Below are 22,719 nucleotides of genomic sequence, written 5' to 3' on the forward strand. Positions count from 1 at the left end.
GAAGGCTTAAGCCTCTTCCTCCGGAACGAGCGTGATCAGTCCGTAGTCGTAGGCGTGGCGGCGGTAGACCACCGACGGGCGCTGGTTCTCGTCGTTGATGAACAGGTAAAAGTCGTGGCCGACAAGCTCCATCTCAGACAGAGCCTCATCGACGGACATCGGGGTGGCCGGGTGCTCCTTGGTGCGCACGACCTGGCCCGGCAGATTCTCGTTGATGGACTCCGCGTACTTGTCGGCATAACGGTCGTCCTGCTCCTGGCGTGCCTGCTCGGCCTCCGCGACGAGCTCGGAGGTGACCTCGTAGGTGGACTTCGGTGCACGGTGGCCGCCCATGGAGATCTCGCGGCGGACCTTCACTTTGCGCAGGGAACGCTCCATCTTGCCAATCGCGGATTCCAGCGCGGCGTAGAAGCTGTCCTCTTTCGCCTCTGCGCGGGCGAGGTGACCCTTGCCGGTCGCGGTGATCTGGATGCGGTTGGCCTGCGCTTCACGGCGCGGATTGGGCTCGTGCTTCAGCTCAACGTGGAAAAAGTTCAGCGTCGGATCGAGTTTTTCAATCTTGGCCAGTTTTGTGTTCACACGCTCCTGGAAGTGCTCCGGTACCTCAACGTTTCGGCCGGTGATGGTCACCTGGGCGTTCGGGCTCAAGGTTTCTTGGCGGTTCTCGTCTGCAGAAGTCATCTGCTGCCTCCTTCGGCTTCGGATCGGACGTTTTGAACACAATCGTTATATACCGTTTCACCTAAATTATACCGCCCGCTAATATCTGTCAGCCATTAGTTCATCTTGTTCATCCATTGGTTCACTGCTACTGTCTTTACGCTGCGCACAGCACAAGGCACGCAGTCACAGTCGCGCCTGCAGCCATGAGCTTTTCGACGCTCGACTGCAACGTCGCCCCCGTCGTCACCACATCATCAACCACCACGACCGGCTGCCGCGGCACCCCAGTCAAGACAACGTTTCCTTGCAGATTTCGGCGCCGGCCGGCTTCGTCGAGACCGGCTTGGTCGGCCAGCCGGTCAGGCAACGCCAGCACCGGATGGGTGGGACGTCCGCTCACCGCACAGATCGCGGTGACGGGGTCACCACCCCGAGCCCGCGCCGACCGGGGGCGTGTCGGGGCAGGCACGAGATGGGTCCCGGCCGGGAGGTCACCGCAGGCTTCCAGATAGTCCAACGCGGCAGCGACGACCGCCCCGACATGGCGGCGCACCGCGACGTTGTTGCGCTCCTTCATCGCCAACACCACGCCCCGGTGCGGGTCCGCATACGGCCCAAGGGCGTACACCGGCACATGCGGGTTCACGTTCGGTGAGTGTCGGAATGGTGGGGAGGCCAACTGGCGCCGGCAGGCCGAGCACAGTAGGTGTCCGTGTTCCCCACAGCCGGCGCAGCGGCGCGGCAAGATCAGCTCACCGAACTCCCCCAGCATCCCCATGCCCGTGCCCCCGAGCTCTCTTTAGGGCCTTGGCAGCACCGGCGCCGCGCGCACGCCCTGCTGGCCGGGCACCTCACGCCAGTTCACGTTCTCGCGGATCTGCACTGGCATTTGCATGAGCACCTTGGAGTCCGTGATGTACATCGTGTCGTCGGACGCCCCGAGGGCCACCACCGGACCGCTGATGTTGCCTGACGGCAGTGCAGTGGCCGTGGAGCCATCCATCTCTACCCGATAGACCGGAGTGTTCATGATTGACGTTCCCACCAGCAGGGACCCGTCCGGCTGCCAGTCCACAGCAACGGCTGCCCCACCGAGTTCGGTCGCGGCGTACTTCACCACGTTGACGACGGCGCGGCTGCCGTCGTCACGCCTTTCGACGACACCGACCGCCAGATGTCCATCAATGATCATCACCACGCGCGCGCCAGTCTGGGACAGCCGGAGCACCGAAATCTCCCCGCCCAGGGACTCCGGCAGGTTCATCTCAACGTCGTTGACTGTGACCTCGCCGTTCGTCGATGAGCGGTCCAGGCGCACGACGCGCTGGCCGTCGAGCACAGTCCACGCCGCAGTGTGGTCCGGCTCCAGCGAGGGGCGGGTGAGACTCTCCGCGCGCAGAACCTCCCGCGAACTCGCCTTATTGCTGTTGCCCCGGCCGTTGTCGCCGTTGTTCCCGTCAGAGCCGAGCCTGCCGAAGACCAGGGCTTGCTCCCGCTCGCTGACGTTGACCGCCGCGGCGTAAGCGCCGTCGTCACTGATGTCGATGTGGGAAATGTCGCCGATCTTGTCCAGCTCCGGGATGGACTCGACTTCACTGTCATCGCCGCCCGGATAGCTCACAGCCTTAATGGAACCGTCAGACAGCGTGTACAGGCTGGGGCCACCATCCGGCTGCGGGACTGGGTTGAGGTCAGCGAAGTCGTCGGTGGTCAACTCCACGGACTCATCGAGCAACGCGGCACCATCCGCCTTGATGGAGTACGGACCGCGCACCCCTGCTTCGTTGAGGGTCCACACCACCTGGGCGGCGAACCGGGCGCGGGTTTGCTCGTCGGCGTCGGCGAGGCCGGTGAACTCGTAGATGCCGTCGTTAAGCCCGGTGAACGCCACGTCCTCCGGGATGGCTGAGCGCACAGCGGGAGCAATGCGCTCCTCAGGGCCGCCGACGAGCATGTTCATCAACAGGGTCTCTATCGACGGGACCCGCGCATAGACCCAGCGGCGGTCCGACACGAGAGACTGCCCGGTGGTGTCGTAGTAGTAGAGGTTGCGCGGTTCATAGTGGCTGCGCAGGTCAGTGCGGTCAATGACCACCTCATTGGGCAGGGCGCCAATGCGCCATTCGCCGTCTTGCTGGGACAGCTCCATTGTCGCCTCGTACTGGCGGTTGTCACCGGGCTGGAACGCGCCACCGGGCAGCAGGTAGCCCACGATGCGGCCGGCGACAGAGTAAGAGCGCTTGTTCTGGTCCGTCGAGGCCCGCGACGTCAAGTCGAAGCTATCGAGAACGAACGTGATGTCCCGCGGCGCCCACATCTCCGCCATCGGCGCAGTCATATACCGGCGAGCAGCTTCGAAGTCCCCGGTCGGGTTCGCGGACGCAGCGAAGAACTCGCGCAGGAGTAGGTCCGGCTCCATGCCTTCGCGGGGCTCTTCGACGGGCATCGGAGCGCGCTGGTCGTTGAACGGGTGCAGCACGTGCGGCTCAGTGCTTGTCGGCAGCGTGGCGCAGCCGGTCGCAGTGAACAGCAGCCCCGCGCCAGCCAGCGCGAGTACAGCTGTGCGGCGGCGGTGAGTGCTGGGGTTCATGAAGTGCATTATCGCCCCTCTTCCTTGGAGCGCACCATCCGCTGCGCTTTCGCACCGGCAAAACCGGGGTCCACATATGCCCATCCGATCTCACGGGGAGCCACGCCAGGGCCGCCCACAGCATCTGTCGCTTCAGCAGCCCCGGGCTCCTGCGGCACCACCAAGTTCACTGGCGGCTCCGAGTAGGGAACCTCGGGATCGCGCGGCAGCACGAGCCGGAACTGGGAGCCCACGCCGGGGGTGCCGGCGGCGTCGAGAAGACCGTGGTGCAGCTGGGCGTCCTCGCGCGAAATGGCCAGGCCCAGGCCGGTGCCGCCTGAATGGCGCTTGCGGGACGAGTCCGCACGCCAGAAGCGGTTGAACACGAGCTCCTCCTGGCCGGGTTTCAGGCCAACGCCGCCGTCGGTGACGGTGATTGCCACGGCATCCTCGTTGGAGGTGAGCTCCAGCACGACCGGGTTGCCCTCGGAGTGGTCGATGGCATTGGCCAGCAGGTTTCGCACAATGCGCTCGATACGGCGGGGATCGCCGATCATCGTGACCAGTGTGTCCGGCATGTCGAACTCCACTGCAACATCGAGCTCTTCGGCGAGGTGGCTGGTCTGTGCCCAGGCGGATTCGATCGGGCTGCGAACGTCGATGCTCGTGGCGGAGAGTTCGGCGACACCAGCGTCGTGACGCGAAATCTCCAGCAAGTCCGCCAACAGAGCCTCAAAGCGGTCGAGCTCCTTGGTCATCAGCTGGGACGCGCGACGGGCGTGGGGCTCGAGTGCTTCTTCGTCGGCGGCGATCATGTCCGCCGCCATGCGCACGGTGGTCAGCGGCGTGCGTAGCTCGTGGGACACGTCGGAGGTGAACTGCCGTTGCAGGTCACCGTATTCCTCGAGCTGGTTAATTTGGCTGGACAGCTTGTCGGCCATGTTGTTGAAGGACAGCGCCAAGCGGGCCATTTCGTCCTCGCCTTCGACGGCCATGCGCTCCTTGAGGTGACCGCCGGCCAGGCGCTCTGCAATGCGGGAAGCAGAGCGGACCGGGGAAATGAGCTGTTGAGAAGACAGCCACGCAATACCCACCAGGAGCACCACCACCACGATGCCGGCAGAGGTGAGCAGACCGCGCATGAGGGCCAGGGTCTGCCGTTCGCTCTCCATGTCCATGACCAGGTAGAGCTGCAGGTCTGGAATGTCGGAGTTGGTCGGCGTGCCGATGATCATCGCGTTGTACGCTTCACCGTCGTGCTGCGCCGGCGTGAACTGGTACGCCACTTGCCCACGCCCCACGAAATCCACAAGGCGCTGCGGAATGACGAAGTTCTCTGGGGCGCTGATCGCGCCATCCTCGGACGGCACCAAGAGCACCGGCTCGTAGGCGCCTGTCGACGGCTGATCCTGCTGCGACCGCTGCGCCAACGCAGCACGCGCAGTGTTCAGGCGGCCTTGCGTGGACGTCGTCGTGGCGGTGTTCTGGAGCTGCTCTTCGACGGCAACGCGGACGCGTTCAAGGTCAGATTGGGCGTTATCGACCTTCGTGTCGACCAGGCGCTGCGTCACCACAGACGCCAGGGCTAACACGAGCACGCCCATGACAATCGTGGACACGATGAGAACCGTGCCCACGAACCTGACCTGCAGCGAGGTGCGCCACCTGTGGGAGAAGCGGTCCCTCGCCTGACCAAAACGACCCAGAGCGATCCCCTACTTACCGGTCTTGTATCCCACGCCGCGGACGGTGAGGATGATCTCCGGGTTCTCCGGGTCGTGCTCGATCTTTGAGCGCAGCCGCTGCACGTGCACGTTCACCAGACGGGTGTCGGAGGCGTTGCGGTAGCCCCACACGGATTCCAAGAGTTCTTCGCGGGTATGCACCTGCTGCGGTTTGCGCGCTAGTTCCACAAGCAGATCGAATTCGAGCGGGGTGAGAGAAATCTCCTTCCCGTCCCGGGTGACAATGTGCTGCGGCACATCCACCTGCAGATCGCCAATCTCCAGGATCTCGCTGGGTTCCTCAGAGTTCTGGCGCAGGCGCGCACGGATGCGGGCGATGAGCTCGCGCGGTTTGAACGGCTTAGTGATGTAGTCGTCCGCGCCAGATTCCAGGCCGAGCACGACATCGACAGTGTCGGTCTTGGCGGTGAGCATGACGATCGGCACGTTGGATTCCTTGCGGATTTCCTTGCAGATGTCCACGCCGCTCATGCCCGGCAGCATCAGATCCAGCAGGACCAGGTCGGGGTCCTGATCACGGAATGCGCCGACAGCGGCACCGCCGTCGGTCACCGGAACGGCTTCAAAGCCCTCGGCTTCCAGGACGATGGTCAGCATCTCGGAGATGGCAGGGTCGTCATCAACAACCAGAATCTTCGGTGGCATCGTTACTCCTTAGCGCAGGTGCCCAATCACTTCCATAATAGGCGCTGCATCAGTGGCACGGACCCACTGACTCTCCCAGTTCGTCTCCGCCATTTCCGCATACGCCGCGTACGTCGCGTCCTGCAGGGAGGCATCGCGTTCGTAACGGTCGCGGGCCCGCGAAGCGTCCGCCTGTTCGCGGGATCGTGCCCGCGCCCGCGCAGTGTCCGGCGCGGTGTCCACGAGCACCTGCAGGGCGGGTCGGGGCAGCCCGAGGCGATCGAATTCGAGCCCGGCGACCCACGCGCGGTCGTCGATACGCCCCGTGCGCGCCGACGTGTACGCCGCATTCGAGGCGACGTAGCGGTCGAGCAGGAGCACATCGCTTGGCGACGACGCCCACTGCCACAGCTCCCCGACCACCCCGTACCGGTCGAGGGCGAACATGACGGCCATGCCGTGGGCGGAGTCGGTGAGGTCGCCCATCTTGCCGTGCAGTGCGTCGGCCGCGAGCTGGGCGTGGAGGGACTCGTTGTAACGCGGGAACGCCATGGTCGCCGCGCTGTCGATCCTGTCGGTGGCCCCGAGTTCGCGGATCAGTTTTTGGACCAGCGTGTTCTTGCCGGCGCCGTCGATGCCCTCGAGTGCGACAATCATTAGTAGCGGTAGTGCTCGGGCTTGAACGGGCCGGCGACGTCGACGCCGATGTACTCCGCCTGTTCCTTGGTCAGCTCAGTGAGGTGGCCGCCCAAGCCTTCGACGTGGATGCGCGCGACCTTCTCGTCGAGGATCTTCGGCAACAGGTAAACCTGGTTTTCGTAGTTGTCGGTGTTGGTGAACAGTTCAATCTGCGCGATGGTCTGGTCCGCGAACGAGTTGGACATGACAAACGACGGGTGGCCGGTCGCGTTGCCCAGGTTGAGCAGGCGCCCCTCAGACAAGACGATGATGGAGTTGCCCGACGGCAGCGTGAACAGGTCCACCTGGGGCTTGATGCTCTCGCGGGTGACATCATCGCGGTGCAGCAGGGATGCCATGTCGATCTCGTTGTCGAAGTGGCCGATGTTGCCCAGGACAGCGTGATCCTTCATCTTCATCATGTCGTCGAAACCGATGATGCCCAGGTTGCCGGTCGCGGTGATGACGATGTCCGCATCACCAATCGCCTCATCGACCGTGACCACCTTGAAGCCGTCCATGAGCGCCTGGAGCGCGTTGATCGGGTCAATCTCCGTGACAGACACGATCGCACCCTGGCCGTCGAGTGCTTCAGTCACACCCTTGCCCACGTCGCCGTAACCGCAGACAAGGGCCTTTTTGCCGCCGATGAGCATGTCGGTGCCGCGGTTGAGGCCGTCGATGACGGAGTGGCGGGTGCCGTAGCGGTTGTCGAACTTCGACTTGGTCACCGCGTCGTTGACGTTCATCGCCGGGAACGGCAGCGTGCCCTCATTGGCGAAGTGGTACAGGCGGTGAACGCCGGTGGTGGTCTCTTCGGTGACTCCCTTGACTTGCTCTGCCGTGCGGGTCCACTTGTTCGGCTCTTCAGCCAGGGTGTCGCGCAGCATGTTGAAGAAGGAGATCTGCTCGTCCGAATCGGTCTCATCAGTAGACGGCACGGCGCCGGCGTTCTCGAACTCAGCGCCCTTGATCACGGCGGAGGTGGCGTCGCCGCCGTCATCCAGAATCATGTTCGGGAAGATGGCCTCCCCGTAGCGTTCGCCCCAGCTGAAGATCTGCTTCATGCACCACCAGTACTCGTCCAGGGTCTCGCCCTTCCAGGCAAACACAGGCACGCCCTGCGGGTTCTCCGGGGTGCCGTCCTTGCCCACGACGATCGCCGCGGCAGCCGCATCTTCGGTGGAGAAGATGTTGCAGGAGGCCCAGCGGACTTCCGCGCCCAGGTGCGTCAGCGTCTCAATGAGCACAGCCGTTTGCGTGGTCATGTGGATCGCACCAGCAATGCGCGCGCCTTTGAGCGGCTGCTCCTCCTCGTACTCGCGCCGCAGCTGCATCAACCCCGGCATCTCGTGCTCAGCCAGCTCAATCTGCTTACGGCCTGCCTCGTGCAGGGAAAGATCAGCGACCTTGAAGTCCAGATCCATGGTGGGGGTTCTCCTTATTGTCTGCAGTGTCTCGCGTCTCAGCGTCTCAGCGTCTCAGTGACTCAGCACGAGAATACGGGGTCAGCTCCCAGCCCCTTAGGAGAGGGCTTCGATGAACTGGTCTACGTCGTACTCTGTGTCGCTCGCGGCGAGGTCTTCGAGGATGGCCACGGCAGCGTCGACAAGCTTTTCATCGAGCTCCGCGGACGTCGTACGCAAAAACGGGTAGGAATCCGCGATGTCCCCTGCGGAGAACGGCGCGCCCGCCCAAATCGCGGCGACCGTGGCTGCAGCCTGGCCGTTGAGGAGCTCATCCTCAGACGCGTTGTCGCGGTCGACGGCGAGCAGGCAAGCATCACGCACTGCCTCCATTCGCTCGTCGGCATCAAGGGAGGCCAGTTCGTCGAGGAAGTCGACGTTGACATCCTTATTGAAGATCGCGGTATCCCACGTGCTCATGCCTTGCTCCTTACCCTTCACATCTGCTCAAGTTCGCCCCTATACAGCGCTTTTCAGAATCTACTACTAGCGCTTGGCAGGCTGCCTGTCTACAAGAACCAGGCAACGCGCGGGAAATTGGGTCTAGCCTAGCCTACATTTCCATGGTAACTTGTTACCGAGTTGTTATTGATCAGCAACAACGCGGGGACATTGCGCGACACAATGAGCGAAGGAGGATGTCATGGAGCTGACCAAACGCCGTTTCGCCGTCTACATGGCATCCGGTCTTGCCTTGGCGCTGCTCCTCGGGCTCGCAGTGTGGAAGATCCCCAGCCCCAGCATGAACATGCGTTCCGACGACACTGAGATCGCCGGCCAACCCGTCGCCAAAACTGGCGATGAAGAAGCCGCAGCAAGCACCGACCCCATATCCATGACCGAGGACCTCCAAGCCTCCGAGAGTGGTTCACGTGCAGCCACGGAAGATCGCGCAGATTCTAACTACGCAGCCGACCCGCTCGCCCCGCCCAACGCTCGGCTCGACGGCGCGCGTGAGGACGGTAGTGAAACCAGCTACTACCGCCCTACCAACGCCGCCCCGAGCCCGCGAAACAACGGCAACGCCGATGAGAGCACGAACGGAAAGAACGGTTCCCGCACCCCGAGCCAGACCCCGCGATCCGGCCAGGCCAACCAGTCCCGTTCTAACTCTGATTCCCAGCCCGAGTCACGCCCAACCACCCGCGGCAACGGCGAGACCACCCGTCCGGAGCGCCCGCAGGACCCCGGCACCGCACCGGCAACCGTTCCGAACGAGAACAACGAACCCGCACCTCGTCCGGAGTCCGCCAACGACCAAACTTCGCAGCCTGCGGACCAGCCCGCTTCGCCTGCCGACGACAACGCCACACCGCAAGGTGGAAACGCAACACCGCAAGGCGACAACCCTGCGCCTCAGGGTGGCAACGCCACACCCCAGGGCGGTAATGCTGCACCTCAGGGCGGTAACTCCACGGTCCAGAGCGGAAGTGCTTCTCCGCAGGGCGGTAACTCCACGGTCCAGAGTGGTAACGCTGCACCGCAGAGCGTCCAGGTCAGCGAGCAGCGCTCCGAAGATCCCTTCTCCGCTGCCACGCGCGAAGAGCGCGCAGGCAGCGAGAGCCAAGTACAGGAGTAGTTCGGGGCCTAGCGCTCGGATCAGCCTGGCCTTAAAGCGCGATCCCTCGCGGCTGCCACCCCTCTAACCCGCTTCCAGCGGCGTTGCGCGCAAAGCGTGCGCAAAACTTTACATGCGTGATTCTTTATGGTTTCAAACACGGAGGTAGTGAATTTCTATCGCTCTACCAGTATCTGGCGGATGTCAACTTTTGCGCAGATGCTCACCCCTTCCAGCCCGGCGCCCCCGTCGGGTGGCGTCTCACAGTCGGTATCTCACAGAGCCACTCGCGCGTAGAAGACCTCAGCCACCTCGTGGCCGGCAGCGCGAACAGAGAAAGGCCCGTCATCGGCCGGGATCCATGCGGCTGAGCCAGCTTTGAGGTCAATGGCCTCGCCAGAACCGCACGTGACAGCACCCTTTGTGCACAGAAGAATGCCGGGACCCGCACCGGAACCTGCACCCGGACCCGCACCGGCATCAGAGCCGGCACCGCCGTCGCCCACCTGCAACGCTCCTGCGCTGGGGTAGAGCCGGTGCCGGGTGAGCACGAAATCCTCAATCGGGACGGGATACTCGGTGGCCTCACCGTAGGGGGCGGTTGAGGTGGTGGTGGCGATGCGCGGGTCGGCTTGGGTGGTGAAGTCGCAGATCCGCACGAGCTCAGGGACGTCGACGTGCTTGGAGGTCAACCCGCCGCGCAGGACGTTGTCGGAGCTGGCCATGATCTCGACGGCCATGCCGCTGATGTAGGCGTGGAGCCGCCCAGCGCCGAGAAAGAGGGCCTCACCGGGGGCGAGCTCAATGTAGTTGAGCAGCAGGGAGGCCAGCACGCCGACGTCACCGGGATAGCGGTCGTTGAGCTCGATGAAGCAGGCCATCGCCTCAACCATCCACGCTTCCGCTTCAGGTGAGGGGGATTGGGCGGAGGCGTATATAGCGTCGATAAGCTCGAGGCGTTTTGCGCGCGGCAGCGAAATCCACGTGGTGAACAGGGCGCGCAGCCCCTCTTCCTCGTTGTCCGAGTGGAGGAAGGGCGCGTAGCGGTTCAGCGGGGCGCAGTCGAGGTGCTCGATCAACGCGAGGGTGTCAGCGACGGGGCGCAGACCAGCCAACGCGCGGAACGGGGTCAGCGCGACAAGGAGCTCAGGCTTGTGGTTGGGATCCTTGTAATTCCGCTTGGCGCTGCTCAGCGGGATACCGGCGGCGTTCTCCGCGTCGAAACCAGCCTGCGCCTGCGCGCTGTCCGGGTGCGCTTGGACGGACAGGGGCGCTTCTGCCGCGAGGATCTTCAGAAGGAATGGCAGCTGGGCGCCGAAGCGGGACTCCACCGCAGCCCCCAGGGCGGATGTCGGATCGGTGGAGATGAGGGAGTCAAGACCGGTGCCGTCAACGAGCGACGGCGCTGTGCGGTGGGCACCGAACCACAGTTCTGCTTCGGGTTGCGCCGTTGGCGCCGGCTCGCCGCGCAGCTGGGCCAGCATTGTTTTGGAGCCCCAGGGGTAAGTCTGCAGGGCTGGAGTGATCAGTTTCACGGTCGCTCCCCTACTATCTTGTCAGCTCAATGATAGAGCGCGCACGGCCCGTTCACGGGCGGTCCAGCTAGGAATCGTCTGAGAGCGCCGCAGCGGCGTGGGCGCGCACAATCAAGCACAGTGCCTGCGCAAACGAGCCAGCAGCAGCCGACCTCTCTGCTCGCCCACAGGCCAGCCGCGCATCGTCCTCGCCCCACACGATCGTGCCCACGGACACCACCGGGCCGTCTAGGTAGGGGTCGTGGAAGATGTCGTCCGCAGGGCTCGAGGTCTCCTCCAGCGCGCCAGCAAGCTCATGCTTATCGACGAATCCTCCCGCCAACCCCTTCACCGACCACAACACCGCAGCCACCTCGGCCACCACTGCCCCGGTACGCGTGTAGCCGGTGTGCATGATCCGCTTGCCCGCCACGAACTCGCGCAGCTGGCGGGCCAGGTTGGTCGTCGCGTCGCGTTCGGGTGAGAGCTGGCGCAGTTCCTCATCGACGTCGTCGGCTGCTGCGGAGAGTTCAGCCACCTCATGCGGCAATGCCCCCTCCAGCGTCTGCAGCACAGCTGTTACAGCCGCGATGGTGCGCAGCGGCGACGCCCCGAGCGTGGTCGGCGGGGCGGGGAGGACCACGGTGGAATCAGGCGCGTCCTCGACAACGGGCCCCGTCTGCGGCCCGGCCAAAACGGTCTCAGCACCACGGCCTGCCGCGGTGGCCATGGCGCGGGTCACGGCCTGTGCATCGGGCGCGTCGCCGACGACCACGACGACATCGAGCGGGCCAACATAGCCCGGCAACTCGTCAGCCACCACAACAGGCCAGCGCAGGCCAGCACCGGCCCCAGCCTCACTATCCTGCCCCGCCAGAGCGAGAGCACACCGCGCCGCTACAGCCGCGATCTGGTCGGTGGCCAGCACCACCACACTGCGCGGGTTCACCCCGGCAAGGTGCTCCAACCGCCCCGCAGCCTCGGCCACGGCGCGCAGCTGCGCACCTTCATGGGCGACGTCGAAGAACCGCACGGTTTCCCGGTCGTAGTGCGCTGCGCCCTCGAAGTAGCGGTTGGAGGGGTCGGTCATGACCGGATGATTCCCAGCACTTCGTCGACCACAGCGTCGACCTCAGCCTGCGTTTCGGCTTCGACGTTCAACCGCAGCAGCGGTTCGGTGTTGGACGCGCGGACGTTGAACCACGTCTTCGACCCCGCCAAAGAGACGGTCACACCGTCGAGGGTGTCCACCGATTCCGTCCGGTCGGCGAACACGTCGACGACGGCGTCCATTTTGGCCTGCTGGTCGGCGACCTCGGAGTTGATCTCGCCGGAAGCGGCGTAGCGGTTGTACTGCGCCATCAGCTCGCTCAACGGCTTGTCGTGCTCCGCCAGGGCCGCCAGCACGTGCAGGGCGGCCACCATGCCCGAGTCCGCGTTGAAGAAGTCGGCGAAGTAGTAGTGCGCCGAGTGCTCGCCGCCGAACAGCGCGCCCTTCTCCGCCATCTGCGCCTTGATGTAGGAGTGGCCCACACGCGTGCGCACACCCTGGCCGCCCTTCGCGTCGATCAGCTCGGGCACGGCCTGCGAGGTGATCGCGTTGTAGATGATCGTCGCGCCGGGATTGTCCTCCAGCGTGCGCTCTGCCACCAGTGCGGTGATCGCAGACGGGCTCACCGGGTCGCCCTTTTCATCGACGACAAAGCAGCGGTCAGCGTCACCATCAAAGGCAAGGCCGATATCTGCGCCCTGCTTGACGACGAACCCCTGCAGATCCCGCAAATTCTCCGGCTCCAAGGGGTTGGCCTCATGGTTGGGGAAGGTGCCGTCCAGTTCGAAGTAGAGGGGGCGAACATCTTGGTCCCCAAGCACCGCGGGCACGGTGTGTCCGGCCATGCCGTTGGCGGCGTCGACCGCGATGACGAGCTTCCGATCTTCGGGAAGCGGCACCAGTTCGCGCAGGAAGGAGGCGTAGTCGTCGAGGATGTCGTCTTCCTTGACGGTGCCGGTGGGCCCGTCGAAGGCGGGAGCGCCGTTTATAAGCATCTGAGTGATCTCCGCCAAACCGCTCTCCTGGCTGACCGGTGTCGCGCCCGCGCGGCAGAGTTTGATGCCGTTGTACTGGGCGGGGTTGTGCGAGGCGGTGAACATTGCGCCTGCGCAGCCGAGCGTGCCGGCTGCGAAGTAGAGCTGGTCTGTGGAGGTCAGTCCGAGCGCGACGACGTCGAGGCCCTGGCTGGTCACGCCGTCAGCGAACGCGGCGGCGAGCTCCGGAGAGGACGGGCGCATGTCGTGGCCGACGGCGACGGTCTTCTCCCCTTCTTCGCGCAGGATGGACGCGAAGGCGGCGCCGGCATCGAAGACGAAGTCGCGGCCAACAGTGGCCTTATCGGCGGGCTCGACCAGACCGCGGATGTCGTAGGCCTTCACTGCTTGCGTGACAGCCTCGCGGCTGCGCTTAAGTGGTTCGCTCATGCCTTACGATCCTAGACCGGTGTCAGCGCTCGGGTGCGCGCCAGGGATTGAATACAGGCACACCGAGCTCTGCAAAGTCCTTGACATTGCGCGTCACCACCGTGAGCCCGTGCACTGAGGCGGTGGCACCCAGCAAGGCATCTATCGCTGGCTTTGGATTAGGCACGTGCGTTTGCGCTGCTCGACGGGAGATCTCCAGCGTAATCGGTAGAGTACGGCCCTCGAATCCATCCAACACGGCTTCATCCAGCCAGTTACGCAGTCGCATGGCCTGGACCTCATCTCGACGCGATAGCCGCAAGATACCCACTTCGATCTCGAGCACGGTGAGAACAGAAATGTTGAGTTTGAAAGGGTCCACAGACTCGACCCAACTCAGCACCCCTTCATGGGGGCGGGACCGTTGAAACTCACTGAGAATGTTTGTGTCGAGGAGATACATCAGAATTCCGGAACCCTGAACTCTAGATCTACCCTTTCAAACTCAGCGTCGACTGGATCGCTCATGCGTAGCTTTCTTACAAAGCTCGATCCATCCCCCTGCAGTTTCCGGTATGCCTCTATCGAGAGCAGGACATGCGAAGGTTTTCCCCGCTCGGTGATGACAACAGGACCGTCGAGAGCGGCGCGCTTAGCGGCGCCAACATCATGGTTGAAATCGCGCGAAGAAATCGTCGTCACCGCACCCTCCTTGTAGTTACGTAGTTACATAGTCCACCGCGTCCGGGCTGCGGTCAACGCCTGCCGCTAATTCCCCTCTTCGGCGGCAGCCTCCGCCTCCGGATCCGGCACAATGCTCAAGTGCGCACGGCGGGCAGCCCTGTGTTCCTCGAGGTGCTCCCCGATGCGCTTGGTGCGGTAGACGGGGTGGTTGGAGGTCTGCGGGTTGGTGAAGTCGCGGCCGTCGAACTCGATCGGGTCACGGGTAGTATCCACCAGGCCAGTGGTCACACGCCCTGCCTCAGACACAGCTTGGGCCAGCGCGGTGAGCTCTTCTTCATCAGACAGCTCAATGTTGTCGATGCGCACCATGTCCCACCCCACCGGCGCTGTGATGTGCTCCGAGTGTCGCTGGCATAAATCCCACGCGTGCGGGTCCGGGCTGGGTGACAACGGACTGACAATGGCCGTCTTCTCGGAGTACGCGTACACCAGCGTGGCGATGGCAGGCCGGCCGCACCCCGGGCGGCAGCAACGACGAAAGGTACTCACGGCTCACTAGTGTAAGCGCGCCTGACAGATTTTTGCCCCTCGCCACGCGGCGTGCCCCCATCCTCCCCCGTGACCGGCTGGCTTAGATTGAAGGCATGTCCTCCACCGTGACAGGCCCTGACCACGAGCGCGATCCGCGGGGCGAGCGCAACGACGCACAAGCCGGCCCGCCACCTGACCCGTCGTGGCTGCCACCGCGCCGGGACCGGCACGGCCGCGGAGTCCGCGGGCCTATGCTGCCGGTGGCGGTACCCCGGTACCGGACCCGTTCAATGGCGTTCGACCAGCTCGTCTTAGAGGCCTACGCGCCGTTGCAGAACGCGTACTCTACGCAGCTGTCCGGCGTGGACCTGGCTGTAGACACAATCCCGCGCATGCGGATGCGCCGGGATGCTGCGCACGCGAGCGCTTCGGCAGTTCTGCCGGATGAGATCTTCGCGGACGGCCCGGTCCCCCTCGGCCGCGTCCTGCAAGCTGGCGTGGACCGCTACGGCAATCCGACCCGCGCGCGTTTCGTGGTGTTCCGCGCACCCATTGAGCGCAGAGCAAAAACAGCCCGGGAACGTGCCGAGCTGTTGACTACTGTTTTGACCGCCTTGGTGGCCAACTACCTCAACCTGGATCCGCGGGATATTGACCCGGACTTCCAGTGGTAGCTAGCCGATCTGGCGGCGGAGGCGGCGACGCTCACGGTCGGAGAGGCCGCCCCAGATACCGAAGCGCTCATCGTGCTCGAGCGCATACTCGAGGCACTCATCACGCACCGCGCAGGCCTGGCAGATGCGCTTAGCCTCGCGGGTGGAGCCGCCCTTCTCGGGGAAGAATGCTTCCGGGTCCGTCTGGGCGCACAGCGCCTGGTCTTGCCATTCCTGCTCGACGGTGCCGAACAGTTCGTCGAGGGTCATTCCGCCCGCGGCCGCACCGCGAAGAATGGCGTTGTCAACCATGTCTTCCACGCCATCCCCTTTCTGATTAGTTTCGATCGCACCGTTGGAGACACCGTCTGGAGTCGCCGACTGGAAGTTCGTGGGTTCCGTGCTTTCCGTGTGGAATTACACTAATGCGATTAAAACGGCGGTCACCAAATAGCGTCAACTGAGATTGACTCTTCTCAGCCGAATAAGAGGGTTTCCTCAGAGAAAGCTGTTCATTTTCCGCGTAAGGCACCACACCAGTCACACCAGTAACACGGGGCTTTTTCCGGGGGTAAACCCTGGGGGTACTATATGTAGTAGCCGAAATAGGAGTTAGCAACTATTCCGCTACTAATTTGGCGTGCCGCTACGCGTCCGGGGAGAAGCGCACACCCAAGTCCGGAATGTTCACGCCCGGCCAGATGCGCATGCCTCCCTGCAGTTCACACCGTGCGCCGATCTGCACGCCATCGCCGATCACGCAGTCCTGGATGCGCGCGTTCGCACCGATGCGCGCGCCGGAGGCGATGATGGAATCGCGAATCATGGCGCCTGGCTCGACGGTCACTCCGTCGAAAATCACGCAGTCGTCTAGACGGCAGCCCGCGCCGATGGTAGAGCCGCGGCCGACGAAGGTTCCGCCGACGAGGATGGCACCACCGGCAACGCCGGCGGAATCGTCGACAAGCGATTCGCCCGTGCGCCCCTCAAGGAGAGGCGAGGGAGCAATGCCGCGCACAAGGTCGGACGAGCCCTGGACAAAGTCGGACGGGCGACCCATGTCGCGCCAGTACGTTGTGTCCACGTGGCCGTAGACGCGGGCGCCGGACTTCAGCAGGCCGGGGAAGGTCTCGCGCTCGACGGACACTGCGCGGCCCTGCGGGATGGACTGGATCACGTCGCGCTGGAAGACGTAGCAGCCGGCGTTGATCTGGTCGGTCGGCGGCGCCTCAGTCTTCTCCAGGAAGGCCTGGACGCGGCCGTCGGCATCAGTGGGCACGGAACCGAACTGGCTCGGGTCCGGCACGCGCACGAGGTGAAGGGTGACATCCGCCTCCCGCTCGGCGTGGGTGGTCAGGATCTGGCCCAAGTCAGCACCGGAGAGGACATCGCCGTTGAAGATCATCGCGGTGTCATACCGCAGCCGGGACTCGACGTTGCGGATCGCGCCGCCGGTGCCCAAGGCTTCCTCCTCCACAACGTATTCGATCTCTAGGCCGAGGTCGGAGCCGTCACCGAAGTGCTTCTCAAACACCTCCGCCTTATATGAGGTACCCATGACCACGTGCTTGATGCCAGCGGCCTGGATCCGCGCAAGAAGGTGCGCCAGGAACGGGTAGCCAGCAGTAGGAAGCATCGGCTTCGGCGTGGAGACTGTGAGCGGGCGAAGGCGCGTGCCTTGGCCGCCGACAAGAACAACGGCGTCCGTCTGCGCAGGATCAATCGTAGAAACCATGCGTTCAACCTAACCCGATCGATCAAGAAAACCGCGCATTAACCTGTCACGGATCGGTTGCAACTTCATAGGAGCAAGCTCCCAGCTACCCCACAGCACGGGCGAGCAGGGCGCGCGCCTTCAGCCCTGACCACAGCACCAGCCGCAGCGGAGCCTCCCACCAGTGCGGATGGCGGTCAGCCTGGAACCGGTAGGCGGAGTCGTGGTGCGCCGGCGTGGTCACCGCGGAGTACTTCTTCGCGGCGTGGCCCTGGTCGTGAGTGATGAGGGCATCGGGGCAGAACAGGTTCGTCCACCCGGCGCGGGTCAAGCGCTCGCCAAAGTCAATGTCTTCGAAGTACATGAAGTAGCGCTCGTCGAAGCCACCGAGCGCCTCAAACGCATCCCAGCGGACCAGCAGGCATGACCCGGACAGCCATCCAGCGCGGCGCAGGGTGTCCATATCTTCCCCAGCCTTGTAGGCGCGGCTGAACGGATTGCCCGGCCAGAACGGGTACAGCACAGCATGGCCAATCCCGGTGACCAGCGTGGGCACTTCGCGTGCCGACGGATACGCCGACCCGTCCGCCTCTTGAATCCTCGGTCCTACTGCCCCGGCTTCCGGGTGCGTCCGTGCGCACTCGATAAGCGCATCGATGGAACCGGGCAGGAACTCCACGTCGGGGTTGACGATGAGGAAGTAGGTGGGGTTGATGTGGCCGGTGTTTTTAGCGTCGATAAGCGAACGCGCTGCGAAGTTGATCGCGGGGCCGTACCCGATGTTGCCGCCTGTGGGCAGGAAATCCACGCTGTCGTTGGCGCAGGCGACATCCTCCGGCACCCCGTCGGTGGAACCGTTGTCCGCGCAGATGAGGCGGGTGGGAAACACGGTTGCCTCGGCAAGCGATTCCACTAGCGCCGGCAAATGCCTGCCCGGCGAGTAGGTCACGGTGATCACTGCCAGCGGAGTTTCGGGGTTGGTCACAGTGGGGCAGCTTACCGCGCGCGGGAAGAGTTTTGGCGGGCCCGTACCGTATACTTCTGAGCTAATTCGAGACAAGGGGCGAGACGATTCGTGAGTGAGCACTTGAGGCCTGTGCGCGACATTCAGGCGGCTCCGTCGCGTGCACGGGACATCTCCCAAGCAGGGCACCCGGCCGTCAAGGGCCTGCTGGCCACGTTGTCTGTTGTGCTGCTCGTTATCGCCGGAATGGGCTACTACTCCATCGGCCGCCTGGGCAACAGCCTGTCCGCCTCCGAACTGGACCTGGGCAACAACGACCTCGACGGTGCCGACGGTGCCGTGGACATTCTCCTGGTCGGATCAGACTCGCGCACGGACGCTCAGGGCAACCCCCTCTCTGACGAGGAACTCGCCCGCCTCAACGCCGGTGAGGCCGAGGGCGAGCTCAACACCGACACCATCATGGTCGTGCGCGTGCCCAATGACGGCTCCCGCGCCACCGCCGTATCCATCCCCCGCGACACGTACGTCCACGACGACACCTTCGGCAACACGAAGATCAACGGTGTCTACGGCCTTCACGCGCTGGACAAGCGCGAGGAGCTCACCGCAGACGGCATGGACGAAGGCAAACCCATGGAGGAACAGGTCGCGCGCGCTGGCCAGCAGGGACTGATCAACGCCGTGGCGGACCTGACCGGTGTCGAAGTCGACCACTACGCCGAGGTGGGCCTGCTCGGTTTCGTGCTGCTCACGGACGCTGTCGGCGGTGTCGACGTCTGCCTGAACGCCGCCGTGGACGAGCCGCTATCCGGTGCGAGGTTCCCCGCTGGCCGCTCCACCCTCAACGGCACCCAGGCCCTGGCGTTCGTGCGCCAGCGCCACGACCTACCCCGCGGCGACTTGGACCGCATTGTGCGCCAGCAGGTGTTCATGGCCTCCCTGGTGAACAAGGCTATCTCCGCCGGCACGCTGTCGAACCCGGCGAAACTGCGCGAGCTGTCCACCGCCGTGGAACGCTCCGTGACGGTGGACACCGGCTGGAACATCATGTCCATGGCCACCCAGATGTCCGACCTGGCTGCCGGCAACGTGCATTTCGTGACCATCCCTGTCACCTCCGTCAACGGTGTGGGTGACTACGGCGAGTCCATCGTCACCGTCGATACCGGCCAGGTGCACAACTTCATGGATGAGCTGGCGCGCGAGGAGGGTGTCACGGAGCCAGGTGCAGACGATCCAGGTGCCGGTGCAGGTGCCGGTGCTGCAGAGTCAGATAAGGACGCTTCCGGAGGCGCCGCTGCTGCCCTGCCGGATACCGTGCAGAACTACACAGCGACGGTCCTCAACGCCGGGGAGATCACCGGCCAGGCCAGCGGCGTGGGTGCCTACCTGTCGGAACAGGGCATGACGGTCGAAAGCGTCAGCAACGCGAGCCCCGGCCTGTACTTCGAGTCCCAGATCCTCGCCGCTAACCCGAGTGATCCGGCAGCGGTCAAGCTGGCAGAAGCACTCGGTGGCCTGCCCATCGTGGCACATGAGACTGTGGAGGCAAGCTCTGTCGTCGTGGTCATCCACGACGATTACACCGGCCCGACCTCCGACTCTGCCGCCGCCGCTCCCACCGAGGTCTCCCAGGAAGAGACCGTGGGTACGCCCGGTGAGGACTTCGGAGCCGCCGAGGTCGCCCCAGAGTTCAACGCCGGCGGCACCGGCCCCCGCTGCGTGAACTAACCGTGTCTGCCGGCTGGAATACTGCTCGGCCTTATGCAATTTTTTGCAACCTTGTGACCAGCGAGTTCATCTGAGCAGTATTCCGGAAAACCCCGAGCAGTATTCCAGCTCCCCGGGGTTACGCGCCCCAACCGTGACCGCGGCCACTCCCTGCCGAGAAAATCCTTACTATGGGGCGCATGAGCTTGCTCACACCCCTCCTCTCCGCCGACCCCGCCAGCCCCAGGCTGACCGTCTACGACGAGGTCGCAGGCACCCGCATGGAGTTCTCGGCGATGACGTTGGACAACTGGGCCAACAAGATTGCCAACATGCTTATCGACGAATTCGACCTCGACCCCCACGATCCCTTCGGGGAATCCCCGACCATCATCGTGGACCTGCCAGTGTCGTGGCAGGCGGCAGTCATCCCGGTAGGCATATACAACGCGGGCTTGAGCCCGTATGTGGACGTCAACCGTGAGAAGCACCAGTCCTCTGCGGGTCCGAGACTCGTGTTCACCACCGTTGAGCGGGCGAAGGATTGGGACGGCGTACCGGATGTCGTCGTGGTCTCCAACGACCCATTCGGCCGGGGCGTGGTCGAATCCGGCGGCACTCTCCCACCGGGGCTGGTCGACTTCGGCCCGACGGTGCGGTTCTACGGCGACCAGTTCTATGACAACCCTTACGATCTGAACAGCTGGGTTCTCCCAGAGGACGGCCCCGAGCGCTACCTGGTCCCCGGCTGGACCACGGGCCCGGAATTCGAGCGCCGGATCATGTGCCCGCTGGCTGCCGGCGGGTCCGTCGTGGTCATTGCAGGCGTGGCGTCCGCCGAGCGCGTAGAGCAGATCATGGAGGCAGAGAAGGTCACGGAGACGCTCAGCTAACCGAAACCGGCTAGCGCCCGTAGCGGCGCCGCACGTACTTGCGCCACACCACCCGCGCCGCCGAGTGCGGCGTGGCCACAATCTCGCGGGCGTAGTTCTTCAACCGGGACTTTCCCGGCGTCGGCGCAGCCACCACTGTCACGGGCACCTCGAGGTGCGCCGCCCACACGCGTACCCGGGCGACGTGGAACCCGTTGGTGACCACGATCAGCCGCCGCGCGTCCGGGAACAGAGCCCACGACTGTTCCAGGTTCTCATTGGTGGAGGTGGCGAAAGGCTCTTCGATGATGTCGCGGGCATCGACACCGTTGTCGGCCAGCCACGCAGCCATGACGGCAGCTTCCCCATGACCGGATACGACGACGGGCCGCCGGCCGTGGGACGCGACGTACTCGGTAGCTGTGCGGAGGCGAGCTTCGAGCATGCGGGAGGGGCGGCCGTCGATAATGCGGGCGCCAAGTACGACTAACGGGTCGCGGCCCGAGGTGTTACTCACCGCCGAGGAGACGCTCGCGCAGGGCCTGGTCTTTGCGCTCGACGTCCTTGGCCATGTTCTCCTGGTAGTTGACCATTTTGCGCTGCACCGCTGGGTCGGTGGCACCAAGGATGCGCGCGGCGAGCAGCCCGGCGTTCTTCGCCCCACCGATGGAGACAGTCGCCACGGGCACACCACCGGGCATCTGCACGATAGACAGCAAAGAGTCGAGACCGTCCAGGTCCGCCAGAGCGCGCGGGATGCCGATGACCGGCAGCGGCGTCGCGGCCGCCACCATGCCCGGCAGGTGCGCTGCCCCGCCCGCGCAGGCAATGATGACCTGCAGGCCACGGGTGTGCGCATCCTTGGCGTAGGCGAGCATGCGCTCTGGGGTGCGGTGGGCGGAGACGACACCCACCTCGAACGGGATTTCAAACTCCGCGAGGACCTCCGCCGCCGGGGCGACAGTGTCCCAGTCAGAGTCGGACCCCATGATGATGCCTACTTGCGGTTCCATCTACGCTCCTGTTCCCTTCACGATGATCTCCGCGGCCGCCTTCGCCGTCTCCAGCACAGTATCCAGGTCGTGGCCCGCGACGTTGACGTGCCCCATCTTGCGCCCCGGGCGGTAGCCCTTGCCGTAGAGGTGCACTTTCGCCTCCGGGTAGCGGCGCATGACTTCTGCAACGCGCTCCTCCATCGGCTGGGTTGGCTCGGTCTCCCCGCCGAGAGTGTTCACCATGACGGTGAACGGCGCGGTCATCTCCACCGAACCGAGTGGCCAGTCCAGCACTGCGCGCAGGTGCTGCTCGAACTGGCTGGTCACGCAGCCGTTCTGCGTCCAGTGGCCAGTGTTATGCGGACGCATGGCCAGCTCGTTGACGATCACCTCGTCACCGTCGGCGAACAGCTCCACGGCCAGCACGCCGGTCACGCCGAGCTCTTCGGCCACGTTCATCGCTAGCTCTTGGCAGTAGGTGGCCATCTCCGGCGCCATGTTCGGCGCAGGCGCGATCGCTTCCACACAAATGCCGTCGCGTTGGCGGGATTCCACGACCGGCCACGCCCGGATCTCGCCGGACGGGGTGCGCGCGACCATCGCGGAGAGTTCGCGGTCAAAGTCGATCTTGCGCTCCGCGTACAGCGGGGTGCCGTCTGCCAAAAGCTTATCGACGAGCTCACCCGCCCCCTCCCGCGACTTCGGGAACCACACACCGTGGCCGTCGTACCCACCGCGGGTGGCCTTGAGGCACATCGCGCCTTCGACCGAGTCGAAGAAGGTCTCCGCATCCTCGACGCTCTCAATGGCCGCGAACTCCGGGACTGGCGCCCCGATCTCTGCCATCTTGCGGCGCTGTTCCAGCTTGTCTTGGGCGTAAATGAGTGCCTGGGGTTGCGGCTGCACGCTCACCCCGGAGGCAATGAGCTCATTCAAGAATTCATTAGGAACATGCTCGTGGTCAAAGGTAGCGGCGGCGGCGCCGGAGCAGACTCTTTTGACGTCGTCAAGCACTGTGTAATCGCCGATGACCACGTCGCCGAAAACCTGCGCGGCGGACGCGTCGGCGGAGCTGGCGAGCACCCGGGGTTTCAGGCCCAGCTCAATAGCTTCGGTGTGCATCATCCGGGCAAGCTGGCCATCGCCGATCACGGCGAGAATGGGCATTCCCTGGGGGTCTCTGTTCGCTGCGTCACTCACGCTTGTCCACTCTAGTGAGCCTGCCCGCCCGACGAGCGCTGGACCTGCTTTCGGTATGCCATCCAGGGCGGCGTAGGCCCCATCCCGAACTCAGTCCCATGCGCCACAGCAGCCACAACTAG

At 64.4% G+C, this 22,719-nt stretch carries 24 protein-coding genes; 4 read left to right on the plus strand and 20 right to left on the minus strand.

Annotated features, from left to right (window positions below):
- Nucleotides 1-6: 6 nt before the first annotated feature.
- The 8 genes from hpf to HMPREF0291_RS00220 all read right to left on the minus strand — a co-directional run bounded on the left by hpf (nt 7) and on the right by HMPREF0291_RS00220 (nt 8,165).
- Complete coding sequence (gene hpf, locus HMPREF0291_RS00185) at nt 7-681, minus strand: ribosome hibernation-promoting factor, HPF/YfiA family (RefSeq protein ID WP_005286086.1); 675 nt, start codon at nt 679-681, stop codon at nt 7-9.
- A 136-nt stretch (nt 682-817) separates the two neighbouring features.
- On the minus strand, nt 818-1,342 hold the full coding sequence (locus HMPREF0291_RS00190) for a ComF family protein (RefSeq protein ID WP_232210310.1): 525 nt from the start codon (nt 1,340-1,342) through the stop codon (nt 818-820).
- 120 nt (nt 1,343-1,462) lie between these two features.
- Nucleotides 1,463-3,253 carry an LpqB family beta-propeller domain-containing protein gene (locus HMPREF0291_RS00195; RefSeq protein ID WP_040423834.1) on the minus strand — a complete coding sequence of 597 codons (1,791 nt, stop codon included), beginning with the start codon at nt 3,251-3,253 and terminating at the stop codon, nt 1,463-1,465.
- A gap of 8 nt (nt 3,254-3,261) precedes the next feature.
- A complete protein-coding gene (gene mtrB, locus HMPREF0291_RS00200) occupies nt 3,262-4,884 on the minus strand; it encodes an MtrAB system histidine kinase MtrB (RefSeq protein ID WP_408639915.1) in 1,623 nt (540 codons plus the stop codon).
- A 63-nt stretch (nt 4,885-4,947) separates the two neighbouring features.
- On the minus strand, nt 4,948-5,622 hold the full coding sequence (mtrA, locus tag HMPREF0291_RS00205; RefSeq protein WP_005286095.1) for an MtrAB system response regulator MtrA: 675 nt from the start codon (nt 5,620-5,622) through the stop codon (nt 4,948-4,950).
- A gap of 9 nt (nt 5,623-5,631) precedes the next feature.
- Nucleotides 5,632-6,258: a dTMP kinase gene (locus HMPREF0291_RS00210; RefSeq protein ID WP_005286098.1), complete on the minus strand. Its 627-nt coding sequence runs from the start codon at nt 6,256-6,258 to the stop codon at nt 5,632-5,634.
- On the minus strand, nt 6,258-7,706 hold the full coding sequence (ahcY, locus tag HMPREF0291_RS00215; protein ID WP_005286099.1) for an adenosylhomocysteinase: 1,449 nt from the start codon (nt 7,704-7,706) through the stop codon (nt 6,258-6,260). The genes HMPREF0291_RS00210 and ahcY overlap by 1 nt, the downstream gene beginning before the upstream one ends.
- Nucleotides 7,707-7,802: 96 nt before the next feature.
- Nucleotides 7,803-8,165 (minus strand): DUF4259 domain-containing protein, encoded by a 363-nt coding sequence (locus tag HMPREF0291_RS00220; protein ID WP_040423400.1) that lies wholly within the window; start codon nt 8,163-8,165, stop codon nt 7,803-7,805.
- A gap of 223 nt (nt 8,166-8,388) precedes the next feature.
- Between HMPREF0291_RS00220 and HMPREF0291_RS11130 the strand changes: the two genes are divergently transcribed.
- Complete coding sequence (locus HMPREF0291_RS11130; protein ID WP_005286108.1) at nt 8,389-9,324, plus strand: hypothetical protein; 936 nt, start codon at nt 8,389-8,391, stop codon at nt 9,322-9,324.
- 254 nt (nt 9,325-9,578) lie between these two features.
- On the opposite strand, the gene manA is transcribed toward HMPREF0291_RS11130, so the two are convergent.
- The 6 genes from manA to HMPREF0291_RS00255 form a co-directional block, all read right to left on the minus strand.
- A complete protein-coding gene (gene manA / locus HMPREF0291_RS00230) occupies nt 9,579-10,838 on the minus strand; it encodes a mannose-6-phosphate isomerase, class I (RefSeq protein ID WP_005286111.1) in 1,260 nt (419 codons plus the stop codon).
- Between the two features lie 67 nt (nt 10,839-10,905).
- Nucleotides 10,906-11,907 (minus strand): hypothetical protein, encoded by a 1,002-nt coding sequence (locus HMPREF0291_RS00235; RefSeq protein WP_005286114.1) that lies wholly within the window; start codon nt 11,905-11,907, stop codon nt 10,906-10,908.
- The gene (locus HMPREF0291_RS00240; protein WP_005286117.1) at nt 11,904-13,292 is read right to left on the minus strand and encodes a phosphomannomutase/phosphoglucomutase; all 1,389 of its coding nucleotides are present in this window, start codon (nt 13,290-13,292) and stop codon (nt 11,904-11,906) included. Before HMPREF0291_RS00240 ends, HMPREF0291_RS00235 begins: the two co-directional genes overlap by 4 nt.
- Nucleotides 13,293-13,314: 22 nt before the next feature.
- The gene (locus HMPREF0291_RS00245; protein WP_005286119.1) at nt 13,315-13,734 is read right to left on the minus strand and encodes a type II toxin-antitoxin system VapC family toxin; all 420 of its coding nucleotides are present in this window, start codon (nt 13,732-13,734) and stop codon (nt 13,315-13,317) included.
- On the minus strand, nt 13,734-13,973 hold the full coding sequence (locus HMPREF0291_RS00250; protein WP_005286123.1) for a type II toxin-antitoxin system Phd/YefM family antitoxin: 240 nt from the start codon (nt 13,971-13,973) through the stop codon (nt 13,734-13,736). Before HMPREF0291_RS00250 ends, HMPREF0291_RS00245 begins: the two co-directional genes overlap by 1 nt.
- A 66-nt stretch (nt 13,974-14,039) precedes the next feature.
- Complete coding sequence (locus HMPREF0291_RS00255; protein ID WP_083770202.1) at nt 14,040-14,504, minus strand: DUF3499 domain-containing protein; 465 nt, start codon at nt 14,502-14,504, stop codon at nt 14,040-14,042.
- A 233-nt stretch (nt 14,505-14,737) separates the two neighbouring features.
- Here HMPREF0291_RS00255 and HMPREF0291_RS00260 point away from each other — a divergent pair, with 233 nt between their 5' ends.
- Nucleotides 14,738-15,160, plus strand: coding sequence for a metallopeptidase family protein (locus HMPREF0291_RS00260; RefSeq protein ID WP_083770338.1), 423 nt, complete (start codon nt 14,738-14,740; stop codon nt 15,158-15,160).
- On the opposite strand, the gene HMPREF0291_RS00265 is transcribed toward HMPREF0291_RS00260, so the two are convergent.
- The 3 genes from HMPREF0291_RS00265 to HMPREF0291_RS00275 all read right to left on the minus strand — a co-directional run bounded on the left by HMPREF0291_RS00265 (nt 15,161) and on the right by HMPREF0291_RS00275 (nt 17,838).
- Nucleotides 15,161-15,451: a WhiB family transcriptional regulator gene (locus HMPREF0291_RS00265; protein ID WP_370687010.1), complete on the minus strand. Its 291-nt coding sequence runs from the start codon at nt 15,449-15,451 to the stop codon at nt 15,161-15,163.
- A 334-nt stretch (nt 15,452-15,785) separates the two neighbouring features.
- The gene (gene manB / locus HMPREF0291_RS00270) at nt 15,786-16,874 is read right to left on the minus strand and encodes a mannose-1-phosphate guanylyltransferase (protein WP_005286134.1); all 1,089 of its coding nucleotides are present in this window, start codon (nt 16,872-16,874) and stop codon (nt 15,786-15,788) included.
- A gap of 85 nt (nt 16,875-16,959) precedes the next feature.
- Complete coding sequence (locus tag HMPREF0291_RS00275; protein ID WP_005286136.1) at nt 16,960-17,838, minus strand: glycosyltransferase family 2 protein; 879 nt, start codon at nt 17,836-17,838, stop codon at nt 16,960-16,962.
- 90 nt (nt 17,839-17,928) lie between these two features.
- On the opposite strand from HMPREF0291_RS00275, the gene HMPREF0291_RS00280 reads away from it, so the two are divergent.
- Nucleotides 17,929-19,551 carry an LCP family protein gene (locus HMPREF0291_RS00280; RefSeq protein WP_083770205.1) on the plus strand — a complete coding sequence of 541 codons (1,623 nt, stop codon included), beginning with the start codon at nt 17,929-17,931 and terminating at the stop codon, nt 19,549-19,551.
- A 179-nt stretch (nt 19,552-19,730) separates the two neighbouring features.
- Nucleotides 19,731-20,423, plus strand: a complete 693-nt coding sequence (locus tag HMPREF0291_RS00285) for a TIGR03089 family protein (protein ID WP_040423846.1) — start codon at nt 19,731-19,733, stop codon at nt 20,421-20,423.
- Between the two features lie 10 nt (nt 20,424-20,433).
- Here the strand turns inward: HMPREF0291_RS00285 and HMPREF0291_RS00290 are convergent, their stop codons facing one another.
- The 3 genes from HMPREF0291_RS00290 to HMPREF0291_RS00300 are packed head-to-tail and all read right to left on the minus strand — an operon-like array spanning nt 20,434 to nt 22,597.
- On the minus strand, nt 20,434-20,919 hold the full coding sequence (locus HMPREF0291_RS00290; RefSeq protein WP_005286144.1) for a YdcF family protein: 486 nt from the start codon (nt 20,917-20,919) through the stop codon (nt 20,434-20,436).
- Nucleotides 20,912-21,415 carry a 5-(carboxyamino)imidazole ribonucleotide mutase gene (purE, locus tag HMPREF0291_RS00295; RefSeq protein WP_005286147.1) on the minus strand — a complete coding sequence of 168 codons (504 nt, stop codon included), beginning with the start codon at nt 21,413-21,415 and terminating at the stop codon, nt 20,912-20,914. Before purE ends, HMPREF0291_RS00290 begins: the two co-directional genes overlap by 8 nt.
- Entirely contained in the window at nt 21,416-22,597 is a 1,182-nt protein-coding gene (locus tag HMPREF0291_RS00300; protein ID WP_040423401.1) for a 5-(carboxyamino)imidazole ribonucleotide synthase, read from the minus strand.
- Between the last annotated feature and the right edge of the window lie 122 nt (nt 22,598-22,719).

Origin of the sequence: Corynebacterium genitalium ATCC 33030, from assembly GCF_000143825.1 — a bacterium.
Taxonomy (GTDB): domain Bacteria; phylum Actinomycetota; class Actinomycetes; order Mycobacteriales; family Mycobacteriaceae; genus Corynebacterium; species Corynebacterium genitalium.

Excerpts from the sequence above, each read along its gene's own strand:
- hpf (WP_005286086.1), bottom strand. The coding sequence starts at position 681 with ATGACTTCTGCAGACGAGAACCGCCAAGAAACCTTGAGCCCGAACGCC.
- HMPREF0291_RS00195 (WP_040423834.1), bottom strand. The coding sequence starts at position 3,253 with ATGAACCCCAGCACTCACCGCCGCCGCACAGCTGTACTCGCGCTGGCT.
- mtrA (WP_005286095.1), bottom strand. The coding sequence starts at position 5,622 with ATGCCACCGAAGATTCTGGTTGTTGATGACGACCCTGCCATCTCCGAG.
- HMPREF0291_RS00210 (WP_005286098.1), bottom strand. The coding sequence starts at position 6,258 with ATGATTGTCGCACTCGAGGGCATCGACGGCGCCGGCAAGAACACGCTG.
- ahcY (WP_005286099.1), bottom strand. The coding sequence starts at position 7,706 with ATGGATCTGGACTTCAAGGTCGCTGATCTTTCCCTGCACGAGGCAGGC.
- HMPREF0291_RS00220 (WP_040423400.1), bottom strand. The coding sequence starts at position 8,165 with ATGAGCACGTGGGATACCGCGATCTTCAATAAGGATGTCAACGTCGAC.
- HMPREF0291_RS11130 (WP_005286108.1), top strand. The coding sequence starts at position 8,389 with ATGGAGCTGACCAAACGCCGTTTCGCCGTCTACATGGCATCCGGTCTT.
- HMPREF0291_RS00235 (WP_005286114.1), bottom strand. The coding sequence starts at position 11,907 with ATGACCGACCCCTCCAACCGCTACTTCGAGGGCGCAGCGCACTACGAC.
- HMPREF0291_RS00240 (WP_005286117.1), bottom strand. The coding sequence starts at position 13,292 with ATGAGCGAACCACTTAAGCGCAGCCGCGAGGCTGTCACGCAAGCAGTG.
- HMPREF0291_RS00245 (WP_005286119.1), bottom strand. The coding sequence starts at position 13,734 with ATGTATCTCCTCGACACAAACATTCTCAGTGAGTTTCAACGGTCCCGC.
- HMPREF0291_RS00260 (WP_083770338.1), top strand. The coding sequence starts at position 14,738 with ATGCTGCCGGTGGCGGTACCCCGGTACCGGACCCGTTCAATGGCGTTC.
- HMPREF0291_RS00265 (WP_370687010.1), bottom strand. The coding sequence starts at position 15,451 with ATGGTTGACAACGCCATTCTTCGCGGTGCGGCCGCGGGCGGAATGACC.
- manB (WP_005286134.1), bottom strand. The coding sequence starts at position 16,874 with ATGGTTTCTACGATTGATCCTGCGCAGACGGACGCCGTTGTTCTTGTC.
- HMPREF0291_RS00285 (WP_040423846.1), top strand. The coding sequence starts at position 19,731 with ATGAGCTTGCTCACACCCCTCCTCTCCGCCGACCCCGCCAGCCCCAGG.
- purE (WP_005286147.1), bottom strand. The coding sequence starts at position 21,415 with ATGGAACCGCAAGTAGGCATCATCATGGGGTCCGACTCTGACTGGGAC.